We start from the raw sequence: 12063 nt of genomic DNA, 5'->3' as shown, positions 1-12063 counted from the left end.
TACGCCGAGGTGCTCAAGAAATCCGTCGCCGGTCCGAGCACCCTTCAATAGCGTTGCACTTGGAACTTGAGACCGCCAACTGAAGCCGGAACAACCAAAAAAGCTAATGCAAGCAAAAGCCTAAATCTTTCTAGCAGCATAAACCGCCCTCTTAAACAGAAATTCAAATCAACTAAATCTCGGGATGGTTTTTGCCGTGTGCAATTGGACCATTGGGCGTGCCGTCAACCAGGAAGAGCCGGATGCTGCGTCCTTGGGTCATACTGCCTCCATGCGGGCTTCCTGCTGGGTTGGTGCCGAATTGGCCGGAGGCGTCCAGCCCCTCACATCGATCTTGCCGGTAACCGCGGCAGAGATCAGGGCGGAGCGGCGTTCAGAAAGTAGCTCAGAAGTTGATTCAGCAGTGGCAATCAGCTCGTCGATCTTTGATGTTTCTCTATCGAGGTATTCAGCTATTCTCTTCTGCTCAGCTTCACTTGGCGTGCTAACAATAATGTTTGCAGCAGTAGAAATGTTAAAGTGCTGCTGAATTGCGCCTCCAGATCCTTCTGAAAACTGTCTCACGGCACAATCTGAAGCTAAGAACCAGCACAGGAACTTTTCACATCCAGCTGTAGGCTTCCTGATCACAATCAAATCGATGCAATTACAGCCATCCAGCCCTTTAGGCACGACAGCAGTTGTCCCCGGCTGCCCCGAACGGACGGCAACTAGATCACCTTCATACAGCTTTGACTTCGCCAACACCTCATTTGACTCTGGAGAGATGTAAACCATCTGCTCGTCTGAGATTTCTCCAGGGCGAACATTCAAAGACCGAAGAGCAGGCACACCATCATCGACATAGTACTTAGATGGCTCTACGACAATTCCAACCGTTATCTCTGGCGAAATCCGCTTTAAGCGAAGCACCTCCCAATGCGCCGGCACCTCGCCCAGCCACTCGACGCCGGAGTCCTTCATCGGCACGTCGGGATCGAGGCCCTTGGTCACGGCATGGGAGATTACCGCCTGGCGTTTCTCCTTGAGCAGCGCGATCAGGCGTTGCTGCTCTTCCACCAGGGCGTCGATGCGGTCGGTCTCGTGGTCGAGGAAGGCGGCGATGGTGGCCTGCTCTTCCTTTGGCGGAAACGCCCAGCGAAACTTAGCTATGTCAGAGGGTGACGCACGCTGATGACTCCTTGTGGCGGATTCAACCATCGATTCAATACGGAACCTGAAGTTGGTCGTTCTCACTAAATAGAGCAAGTATTCGTGGCTAATCTTTCTCGAAAAAAGAGGAACAAACTCACCTGAACAGACAGTCAGGGTGCTGCGGGGGCATGCTAAACATACGGTGCCCTTCCGAGGATTTAGCTTGGAAAAGAGCACTTGCTTCCTAGATACGACAAGCTTCGAGCTCTCTATTTCATCCCCATCTTCAAATTGACCGTCGCCAGTTTCTTGAACGACTGGTATCGAGTAGTGGAATACTTCTTTCCCATCGAGACGGTCTGCCGAAATCGACTCGGATTCAGAGCTAATGTAAGCATCTGAACGGGCGAGATCCCAATGCGTAGGCACCTCTCCAAGCCACTCGACGCCGGAGTCCTTGTATTCGGGATACGCGGGGAAACTCATGCCGACAGCTCCTCGATCATCGCCTTGATCCGGTCGGTGCAGGCCTTGAGGTCGGCGTCGATGGCCTCCAGCGAGCGCGGCGGCTCGAAGGTGTAGAAATGCCGGTTGAAGGGGATCTCGAAGCCGACAATGCCGATACGGCCGTCCAGCTCGTCGCGCTTGTCCTCGTCGATCCAGGCGTCGGGCACGTGAGGCTTCACCTCGCGCTCAAAGTAGTCGAATACCGACTCGTCCAGCGGCACGTTCTCATTGTCGCGCAGGCCGCTGTCGGGCTCCGGGTTGCCCTTCTTGTCGGTGCAGATGTCGGCCTCGGGATCACGATCGGAAAGCGCGCTGAGGAGGGCCTTGAGGACCGGGGCGCCGACCTTGAGGCCGGTGGGCTTGAGCGCGGCCTTCAGGTCCTTCGTGAAGGCGTCCCGGTTGGTGTAACGGCGCTCGGCATCCAGGGTGGCGCAGGCGGCCCGGATCGCTTCCCTGTCGGCTTCCGGCAGCTTCTGAAGGGACTTCTCGTCGTCAAGCTTGGCTAGGCGCTCGGGGCTCGCCTGGAAGTTGAGGCGCAGCGGGCGCTCGACGGTGATGCGCCGGTAGCCGAAGGCCTCCACCGGGAAGATCTTGCTTTCCTCGGTCTCCTGGAAGGCGCCGTAGCACCGCACGATTTCGTCGATGTCGCGGTCGGTCACGTACTGGCGCTTGCTGCCCAAAGACTTGCGCATCTTGGTGTAGCGCGCGGTGGCGTTGATCAGCTGCACCTTGCCCCGCCGCTCGGCCGGCTTGTGGTTGGAGAGCACCCACACGTAGGTGGCGATGCCGGTGTTGTAGAACATGTCCGTGGGCAGGGCGACGATCGCCTCGACCAGATCGTGCTGCAGCAGGTAGCGGCGGATCTCGGACTCGCCGCTGCCGGCCCCGCCGGTGAACAGCGGCGAGCCGTTGAGGATGATGCCGATCCGCGAGCCGCCGTCCTTCGGGCTGCGCATCTTGCTGACCAGGTGCATCAGGAACAGCAGCGACCCATCGGAGACGCGCGGCAGGCCGGGGCCGAAACGGCCGTCGTAGCCCTTCTGCTTGTGCTCGTCGGTGACCTGCTTCTGGACCTTCTTCCACTCGACCCCGAACGGCGGGTTGGCGAGCATGAAGTCGAAGCGCTCGGCGGGCAGCTGGTCGTCGGAAAGGGTGTTGCCGAGCTTGATCTGGGCCACGTCCTGGCCCTTGATCAGCATGTCGGCCTTGCAGATGGCGTAGGACTCCGGGTTCAGCTCCTGGCCGTGCAGCGATACCGTGACCTGGTCGCTGACCTGCTGGATGTACTCGTCGCTCTCGGAGAGGAAGCCGCCGGTGCCCGCCGTGGGGTCATAGACGGTGGCGATGCGGTGCGGGCGCAGGGTCTCGTCCTGGCCGGTCAGCACCAGCGAGGTGGTCAGGTGCACAATGTCACGGGGCGTGAAGTGCTCCCCGGCGGTCTCGTTAGAGCTCTCGGCGAACTTGCGGATCAGTTCCTCGAAGATCACCCCCATGCCGTAATTGCTGATCGTGGCCGGGCTCAGGTCGATGCTGGCGACCCGCTGCACCACCTGGTAGAGCAGGTCGTTGGCGGCCAGCTGCTGGACGAAGTCCTCGAAGTGGAAGTGATCGAAGATCTCGCGGGCGTCCTGGCTGAACGCCTGCACGTAGCTCATCAGGTCGTCGGCGGTCTGGGTGTCCGACAGGGTGCCCAGCGTCAGCGGCGAGGCATTGAAGAACTGCTGTTCGGCCGTGCGCAGCAGGAGCTTCTCTCGCACCGCCTCGGGCTTGTTCTGGTGCTCCTGGGCCCCGGCCAGCACCGCTGCCTTGGTCGGCGCCAGCACGCACTCCAGGCGCCGCAGCAGGGTGAACGGCAGGATCACCCGCCCATACTGGGACTGCTTGAAATCGCCGCGCAGCAGATCCGCGACCGACCAGATGAAGGCCGCCGTCTGAGAGTGACTGTCCGTGTTCAAGGTGCTTCTCCGCCTATGCTGAATCTGGTGAAAACTGATGGCCACCATCATACACAGCGAGGCGGAATGAGGGGCAAGGGAGCAGGTACGCCGTGGCGCCAAGGCCTAGAGATAACATCGACTGTCGTAGATCACTTACAGCAGGGCGCGAGCGGCGCGTCCATGCTGGAGGCAGGGTGTCGCCGGAAGTCCTCGACCACGGTCGTCACGTAGCTCGCGGCACCCTAAGCATGCAGGAAGAACCTTTGCCATGGAGGGCTCAACGAGGTGCATACAGGGGCTCCCATCGAGGGGAGGTTCTGCCTGCCGCTTTCCAAAAAACTTACTATTGCTGACTACTCATGGGGTTTAGTTCGGTAGGTCACGCCTCGTCAGCAGCGACACAAACGCTCAATGAAGTCCCGAAATTCTGGATCATCCATCGGATCAAAGGGAGTTTCTGGTGTAGGTGGCTCAGGGCGTTTCGCTCTAGGCCCAGACTTCGGGCCCGTCGATAGCCCACCATGAAGCCGGCAGCGACCGGAGCTGAAAAGATCACGGCGCTTACAAGGTGTCCCAGCCCTCGTTCTGGCACCACAGCGCAGGCCGCGGCATTCCTGCGGGAAGGGACGGCGCTCACCCCTGGCTATGGCTCTGGTCCATGCCCGGTATCGCTTACGAAGTTCGGCTTGGTTATCGGTGGTCATGCTGGACTCCTCGCGTGGTGAAGTAGAAAAACCGCGCCGGCCGTCACTTGTGGGCTACTCAGATAAAACCGGACGGCCTTCTTGCAGGAGAGGCAAAATCATCAGACGGGCACCGCGCCAGTGGCATGGCTTCATCTCCGGGCCGTTGGGACAGATGGCGTATCGCGTAGCTGGATCACCCGGCAGCAGTTCACGGCGCTGGGTAATGCCAGCCATGTCGACTCAACGTGGCTTTCTGCTGGCGCCAAGGCTTCGTTGTCAGGGTGGATCAGGGTAGGCTGGCCAAACCGCCTTGGCAGCCTCCACGGCAGCAGGGTCATCAAGCAGGCGATGGGCATGCCTGCAGGCGGCCTCCACGTCGGGAGCCACCTCGAAGGCATCATCTATAACCGCGATCAGTTCAGCCCGTACCTGCCGACTCAGAGGCAACAGCGTTTCGCGTAGGCGATGCGCCAGTGCCGGCCCAAGGTCGCGGCCAGCATCAGCCAGAGCGGCCAGCAGCGTCTCGACCTCATGTGCCGAGCCTGCCTCGCCTTGCCCTACCTGCTTTTTGTGGTGTCCCACGGGCCCCAACTGTTCAACCATGAGGGTTTGCGGCGGGATACCTTCGTGACAGGCGGTGTCCCGATGTATCCCACCGAAGGCGCGGTAAACATCGTCCAGCTCCACCTCCTGCCGAATCCTTTCCCTGGCATTTGCCAGGGAGCCCAGGGAACAGAGGGAACCCTGCTGATTTTCAGGCGATTTTTCGGTTCCTTGGTCTGCCGGGGGACAGGGAACCGGGGGAGCCGCCAATCCCTGCCGGCGCCGCAGTAGATCACGAAGGCTCATTGCTCGACCTCCTGGGGTAGCACAGCAATCAGCCGTTGCGTGCTGCCCTGCACCTTCTTGTTGACTGAACGCTTGCCGGTTTCCTTCTCGTAGAGCCAGCCGGCAATATCGAGCGCAGCGGTAATCGTGCGGATGTCGTACCCTTTGGCTGCTTCGCGCAAAGCGGCGCTGTTGAAGTAGAAGACGCGACCATCCTGTGTATCGCACCAGAACCCGGCGCGGTCATTGGTCCGCTTGGGGTCGCTGTCACTGGAGCGCAGGGGAGCGAAGCGGGCGTCGCCGTGGCGCTGGATGAACTCGTTGACGCCGTCGAGGATCGCGGCATCTTCCGGCGGCAGACTGCCGCGCTCGGACTTCCACAGCGCGAAGCAGGTAATCACCGCCTCTAGCGCCTCACCCTCGTGCCAACCAGTGATACCCGCCTCGGTGGCCAACTCGCCGGCCATGGCCAGCAGACCGAAGGCGCCAGCGGCGCGACTGGCCACGCCATCGGTCTCAGCGCTGAAGGCCGGATCTAGCATCAGGTCGCGATAAAGGCCGGGAAGATCGTGCCCACACCTCAGCAGGTGGTCGATAAACGCCATGCCGGCGTGCCCGTAGTGCTCTGCCGTGGCGGTCTTGATCGCGTTGGCGAAGTCGCTGGGAGCCATGCCGTGAGGATCATCGAATGCACCATGGAGGCGTCCAGTGGCGGGTATGTCGAGGAGCCGGGCATCCTGCCCCGCCTTAGTCGTCTTACCTGCCTCGCTCAAGTGGGAAGCCAGGGTGCGCTCGCCACTGGACAGCAACATCGACCTCCAACGCTGAGACTCGCGGATTCCGCCCGTGCGGGCAGCCCGCTGCTTGCCGACGCCATTGGCCACCATGTAGACCATGCTGCCGGCCTCGAACGGGCTCGCTTGGCTCAGCTCGTCGAGCACCATGCAGGTGTCGTTCTGGCTGGCGGCCAACGCCTCGATGCCATTGCCGGTGGCGCTCCAGGGGCGAAGGAACTGCGGGCTTCCCCAGACACTTGCCGCCGCCTGCAGCCCGGTGGTCTTACCCTTGCTGGAGGCGCCGCGCAGGTTAAAGCCGAGTCCGCCAGCTGCCTGCTGCTTCGCCGGCCAGATCAGCGGCCCCGCCAGCGCCACGCACAAGCAGAAGATCAAGATGGGGTTGCCCTGGGCGCGACCGGCGACCTCCTGCCGCCAGCCGTCCAGACTACCTCGCGCCTCGAAGTAGGTGGCGCGCATTGCCTCGGCGCTGAAGCTGAAATCCTGATTGCCCAGCGTTCGATGGGGCAGCACGAAGGCGCGGGCATTGTCGTGCCAGCCGGTGGTGGTGGCGGCGACGATACGTGCCTGCGGGGTACTCTCCATGATGAAGTCGGCCAGCTTGGCGCGGTGCTTCAGGCTGTGGGTATGCCCCATGTCCAGCAGCTCGCGGCGAAGATCTGCCCCACCTTCACTCAGCAGGCGCATCGGCAGGACACGCTCGCAGGTCTGCCCCTCGGCGTTGACGAAGCGCAGCTTCCGGCCAAAATTGCCGCCATGCTCGTCACGGCTGATCGCTATCACCTCTATGGGGTCGGCAATGCGCACATCCTCGTTGACCAGTTCGCCACCCCGCTGCTTGGTGCCGTGCCACCACAGTCCTGCAGGGCGCCTCTTGCCATCCTTTAGTACGAAGTCGGCGTAGTGGTTGGCGAAGCCTGGGCGCTGCACCTTAGCTGGGAGCGGCTCCCCCTGGCGCGGGTCAACCTCCTGACCCAGCGAGGCGCTGCCGGCTCCCTGGGTTCCCTCGTGGGTCTGCTCCGGGAGCACCGGCAGCTCACCACCCAAGATACTGTTCTGCATAGACTTGGCCTGGGAGGTTCCCTGAGTTCCCCCGGTTCCCTGGCCGTCGGTAGAGGCAGGATTGTCAAAGACTGCGCCAGCCTCGCCGAAGATGCTCAGGGTGTCTGTATCGGAGCAGTCATTCATCGGCCAGCTCCCAGACGGCACAGGCGCACGTCGGCAAAGTCGGTACAGCCCTCGCAGCCCTCGCAGAAGCTCGGCATCAGCAGCGTGGCGCCGATAGCCAGGGCAGCATGGCGAGCAGCGACTTCCCCCTTGTTGGTGAGCCCCTGGGCCGGCAGATGGCGGTCATCATCACCGCAGATGGTGATGTCCACCTCGGGGAGCCGCTGGCGCAGGCGACGGGCGACCGAGGCCAGGTTGTCGGCGTTTCGAGCGACTACGACCGGGCAGCCCATGACCTCGTGGAGCGCAGCGGCCGTTGACCAGCCTTCGGCCACCAGCACGCGACAAGTGCTGGTCAGGCGGCCGATCAGGCTCGCCACGCCCCTTACACGGCCTCCCGCCAGGGTGCGCTTGCTACCGTTGGGAAAGATACGCTCCAGATTGACCAGCTCGCCCTCGACATACATGGGCATCAGCAGCATCTTGCCGCGCTGGCGCAAGTCGTGGGCCGGTAGCCTCTTGCGAGCCAGCCAGGGGTGGGCCGGATCGCCGGGAGCGGCCTCGGACCACCAGCGCCGGGCCTTCTCGGCGGCCTGGGCTTCACACTGCTGGCGTTCTCGATCGCGGCGGTCGCGATCTCGTATAGCCTCCAGCCTGGCCTGAGCCACGGCTTCAGGGTTACTGGCGCCGTTAAGCGTCACCACCTCGGAAACGTCCAGATGCCAAATGCCAAAGCTCGCCGCCTGGGGCGAATGGATGCGATACCAACCATTGCCGTTGCCCTTGGGCTTGTCGGGCGCGTCAAACCGCTCGAACCGCCCTGACGCCCTGGGCGCCAGCGTCACGCCATGCCGGGCCAACGCCTCAGCCAGTGCGGCCTCGATGCTCCTATGCATAGGGGGCGCTTTCGGCGGCACTTCAATACGGGGCCAGCTCTTCTCAGTGGGGCGAGACTTTTGATTTGAGGGAGTCATTGCTCGCCCTCCCCGGGTTTGCGGCGAACGCTTCGTCCACCTTGTCGAGTAATCCAGCGCCAAGCGCCAGCCAGTAGGCTTGAGAGCTCGAACATCACGTCCGCTCCCGCTGGGCTTGCTCCCAGCTCTCAACGTCGTGAAGTGACCAGCGAGTGAGGTTGCCGGCCAGCTTCACTGGCGCGGGAAAGCGGCCCTCACGTGACCAGCGCCAAATGGTGGCCTCATGGGTGCCGTAGCGGCGGGCTAGTTGCTTGACGGAGAACCAGAGACGCCAAGCATTGCTGGCGCCACGCGGCTCCGGTGCAGTGGTGTCGTAGTCGCCGGTGGTGGCGGCTCGGGTGGGAATTGCCATGTGGCACTGCCTCGCTCTGTGAATTCACGGGCAGCATGGCGTGGCATTCGTATGGGTGATCAAGCCTTCCGCATGGGTAGATAGGCGGCACTTATCGCATACTCACACGAATGCAAACAATTGATTTACAAGTATTTCATCGTATGGGCATACGGTTTTGCTTCAAGCCCGATTTCTGTAATTTCCGAGGTCTACACACGAGGTCAGCAGCCATAGCCAGGTTCTTGGTTGCACCTTGCTTTTGCAGATGTTCAACCACCTCTCTTTTGCTGGGCACTGTGCTTAGGTCATCAGGATCATAGGTATCCCAGAACTGTTCTATCGCTTCCTTCACGTAGCGCAGCCCTTCTGACTCATGTGCAGAAAATGACTGCTGAGACTCAATACTTCTACTGAAATCATCAGTATCATGCTCCTCCGCTTCACTAAATCGCCGTTGAGCTTGGTCGAGAACCTGAGGTTCAGTCCACGACACGTCGCGCAACGCCTCAGGTATCTCGGCTTCAGGCATTGATTTTTTGAGCCAACGATATAGCTCCGCACGCTCGAAGCTTAAGCTTATGCCTTCAAAGGACTGTTGGCGCCAATCATCCTCATCAGGCGAAACCTCCCGCCATGAAAAGAACATTGGTTGGGGATCTAAAACCTCTGAGCACGGCTCTAGCTCATCCCCAACGAGCACTTTAACTGGACGAAGGTGACCTGCTTGCGCTTCCTCTACCAAGACCCGCCGCCACTCGTCATATAAGCGGCCTGTGTAACTGTCAACAGTGCGAACTGCAGGATCAAAGTCGGCGAGCAATGCAGCTGCATCATCACATCGGATAACACTCAGTAAGTGCCATGGCGAAATTGCCATTGCGCTTCTCCTCGCGCTCACTCCATGGAAGATTGGCCGGCGGGCGCGGTGGAGTCGCCGCGTTTTCGGGTGTACGGGCCTAGCCGGCCAAATCGGTCATTCGGTGGTGGCCTTGCGGATCGTCGTTACCTTTTTGCCGCTGGCGCTGGGGGTGGTGGCCAGGAAGGCTGCCCATTGCTTCATCACGCGGGCACGCTTGGGCAGCAGGTCGCCCCGGCGATATGCGGCCTCGGCTTGGTTGCCGATAGCGTGGGCCAGGATCATCTCGGAAACATCGTGCGGGGTAGACGTGCGCTCGCTCAGCCAGTCGCGAAGCGTGGACCTCATGCCGTGGACGGTCGCCCGCTCCTTCTCGCCCATGACGTCCAGTAGGTCGGTCATCGCCCGGTCGGACAGTTTGCGCCCGCCGTCGCGGGTGAATACCAGCCCCTCCTCGGACCGGGGCAGTGATCGCAGCAGTTCGACGGCAGCAGGCGACAGCGGTACACGATGCTCGCGGCGGCCCTTCATCCTTTCCGGTGGTACCGTCCAAACCGCCCCGGCCATGTCGATCTCCTCCCAGCGGGCGCCCAGCACCTCGCCGGACCGGCTGCCCGTCAGGATGGTGAACGCCAACGCCTTGGCCGGCATATCGTCACGCTCGCTCAGCCGCACCCAGAACGCCGGCATCTCATCAATGGGCATGGCGCGATGGTGGGCCTTCTTCTTGATCTTGGCTGGCGCCGGCAGCGCCGCATCAAGATTGCCTTTCCATGCCGCCGGGTTGGGGCCGGCACGATGTCCGTGGGCAGTCGCCCAAGACAACACGGACTCGATACGCTGGCGCACGCGGGCGGCGGTGGTGGGCTTGCTCTGCCAAATAGGCTCAAGGGCTTGCTTGACGTGGACCAGCTCAATATCGGCCACGCTCATGGCACCCAATGTTGGTAAGGCGTAGGCCTCCAGGCTCTGGCGCCATTGGGCGCCGTGCTTCGGGTTGCTGGCCTCGGCTTGCTTCACCTTAATGACGGCCTCGGCGGCCTCCTTGAAGGTCAGGCGCGCCAGCTCAGCCGCCAGCCGCGCTTGCTTGGCGGCCTTACGCTCTGCCAGGGGGTCGATGCCTTCGGCCAGCTTCTCACGAACCTTGCGGGCCTTTTCGCGGGCTAGCGCCAGCGATGTATCGGGATAGCCGCCTAGGCCATGATCCCGGCGCACCTTGTAGGGCTTGCCGCTTGTAGCCAGGCGAGTCTCGCCGGTGGTGTAGCGCAGTATCCACGACCGGGCGCCGCTCTTATCAACACGCAGCAGCAAGCCGGCCACGTCGCCAACGGCATGAAAGCCTGGGGTGGTGAGGCGCTTCACCTCAAGGGCGGATAGAGGACGGGCTTTCTTGGGCATGGCGGCTTACCAACATCCTTACCAACATAGGGTATGTTATTGGAAGCTAGTCTATGCCACGCAAAGCTACAAGGAAGGAAGGGTAAGTAGCTGTATTTACTGGTACCGGCGGTCGGACTCGAACCGACAAGAGGTTGCCCCCGGCGGATTTTGAATCCGCTGCGTCTACCAATTCCGCCACGCCGGCAACGCGAGGGGCATTATACGTGGGCGCCGGGGCAGGTCAATCGGCCGGCTGACTTCATCGCGTCGAGACGGTATCCTAGCGGGCTTTGCGCGGCTCCCCGCGAGCCGCCCATCACGCCCCTCATCCGGACCGAAACGTCTCATGCAGCGTGCCGACTTTCACTACGAGCTTCCCGAGGCGCTGATCGCGCGCTATCCCTCCGAACAGCGCAGCGACTGCCGCCTGCTGTGCGTCGATGACGAGAGCGGATCCCTCGCCCACCGCCGCTTCCCCGACCTGGTCGAGCTGCTCGAGCCCGGCGACCTGCTGGTGTTCAACGACACCCGGGTGATACCCGCGCGCCTGCACGGCCACAAGGCCAGCGGCGGCAAGGTGGAGATGCTGCTCGAGCGCCCGCTGGATGCCCACCGCGGCCTGGCGCACCTGCGTTCGAGCAAGTCGCCGAAGCCCGGCACCGAAATCATCTTTGAGGGCGATATCCGCGCCGTGGTGGAGGGCCGCCAGGACGCCCTATTCGAGCTGCGCTTTTTAGGCGAGACGCCGCTGATCGCGCTGCTCGAGGCCCACGGCCACATGCCGCTGCCACCCTACATCACCCGCGAGGACGAACTGGCCGACCGCGAGCGTTACCAGACCGTCTACGCGCGTCGCGACGGCGCGGTGGCCGCGCCCACCGCCGGGCTGCACTTCGACGAACCGCTGCTGGCGGCCCTGGCCGAGAAGGGCGTGGAGAGCGCCTACGTCACCCTGCACGTGGGCGCCGGCACCTTCCAGCCAGTGCGCGCCGACGATATCCGCGAGCACCATATGCACAGCGAGTGGATCGAGGTGAGCGAGACGGCCTGCGAGCAGGTGCGCCGCGCCCGCGCCGCGGGCCGCCGGGTGATCGCCGTGGGCACCACCAGCGTGCGCTGCCTGGAATCGGCCTGCCTGAAGAGCGCCGACGGCGAGATCGCCCCCTACAGCGGCGAGACCGACATCTTCATCTATCCCGGCTATGAATGGCGGGTGGTCGACGCCCTGGTGACCAACTTCCACCTGCCGGAATCGACCCTGCTGATGCTGGTGTCGTCCTTCGCCGGCTATGACACGACGATGGCGGCCTACCGGGAGGCGGTGGCAGAAGGCTACGCCTTCTTCAGCTACGGCGATGCCATGTTCCTCGAGCGCGCGCGCTGAGCCACACGCCCTCGCCCGATCGCCCTTTTTTGGACCGCCCTGACACCCGGGTCCCGCGTGCCGCCGGCACGGGGCCCTTCGA

10 protein-coding genes and 1 tRNA gene are annotated in these 12063 nt (G+C 62.4%); 1 reads left to right on the top strand and 10 read right to left on the bottom strand.

Annotated elements, in window-relative coordinates; all coding sequences use genetic code 11:
* Positions 1–258: 258 nt before the first annotated feature.
* From RSO68_RS14725 to RSO68_RS14685, 10 genes are all read right to left on the bottom strand, one after another.
* A complete protein-coding gene (locus tag RSO68_RS14725) occupies positions 259–1620 on the bottom strand; it encodes a hypothetical protein (RefSeq protein WP_315587133.1) in 1362 nt (453 codons plus the stop codon).
* A complete protein-coding gene (locus RSO68_RS14720; protein WP_315587132.1) occupies positions 1617–3596 on the bottom strand; it encodes a type I restriction-modification system subunit M in 1980 nt (659 codons plus the stop codon). Before RSO68_RS14720 ends, RSO68_RS14725 begins: the two co-directional genes overlap by 4 nt.
* Before the next feature lie 371 nt (positions 3597–3967).
* Positions 3968–4282 (bottom strand): HGGxSTG domain-containing protein, encoded by a 315-nt coding sequence (locus RSO68_RS15905; RefSeq protein WP_390882416.1) that lies wholly within the window; start codon positions 4280–4282, stop codon positions 3968–3970.
* Between the two features lie 258 nt (positions 4283–4540).
* A complete protein-coding gene (locus RSO68_RS14715) occupies positions 4541–5113 on the bottom strand; it encodes a hypothetical protein (RefSeq protein WP_315587131.1) in 573 nt (190 codons plus the stop codon).
* Positions 5110–7074 (bottom strand): DUF927 domain-containing protein, encoded by a 1965-nt coding sequence (locus RSO68_RS14710; protein WP_315587130.1) that lies wholly within the window; start codon positions 7072–7074, stop codon positions 5110–5112. Before RSO68_RS14710 ends, RSO68_RS14715 begins: the two co-directional genes overlap by 4 nt.
* A complete protein-coding gene (locus RSO68_RS14705) occupies positions 7071–7949 on the bottom strand; it encodes a toprim domain-containing protein (RefSeq protein ID WP_315587129.1) in 879 nt (292 codons plus the stop codon). Before RSO68_RS14705 ends, RSO68_RS14710 begins: the two co-directional genes overlap by 4 nt.
* 172 nt (positions 7950–8121) lie before the next feature.
* Positions 8122–8379 carry a helix-turn-helix transcriptional regulator gene (locus RSO68_RS14700; RefSeq protein WP_315587128.1) on the bottom strand — a complete coding sequence of 86 codons (258 nt, stop codon included), beginning with the start codon at positions 8377–8379 and terminating at the stop codon, positions 8122–8124.
* Between the two features lie 136 nt (positions 8380–8515).
* Entirely contained in the window at positions 8516–9238 is a 723-nt protein-coding gene (locus RSO68_RS14695; protein ID WP_315587127.1) for a hypothetical protein, read from the bottom strand.
* 96 nt (positions 9239–9334) lie between these two features.
* Positions 9335–10615 (bottom strand): tyrosine-type recombinase/integrase, encoded by a 1281-nt coding sequence (locus RSO68_RS14690; RefSeq protein WP_315587126.1) that lies wholly within the window; start codon positions 10613–10615, stop codon positions 9335–9337.
* 100 nt (positions 10616–10715) lie between these two features.
* A tRNA-Leu gene (locus RSO68_RS14685) sits at positions 10716–10802 on the bottom strand.
* Between the two features lie 141 nt (positions 10803–10943).
* Between RSO68_RS14685 and queA the strand changes: the two genes are divergently transcribed.
* Positions 10944–11981 (top strand): tRNA preQ1(34) S-adenosylmethionine ribosyltransferase-isomerase QueA, encoded by a 1038-nt coding sequence (gene queA / locus RSO68_RS14680; RefSeq protein ID WP_315587125.1) that lies wholly within the window; start codon positions 10944–10946, stop codon positions 11979–11981.
* Positions 11982–12063: the final 82 nt, after the last annotated feature.

This window comes from Halomonas saccharevitans, assembly GCF_032333995.1.
GTDB classification, from domain to species: domain Bacteria; phylum Pseudomonadota; class Gammaproteobacteria; order Pseudomonadales; family Halomonadaceae; genus Halomonas; species Halomonas saccharevitans.
This window is presented reverse-complemented; position numbering and strand designations above follow the sequence as displayed.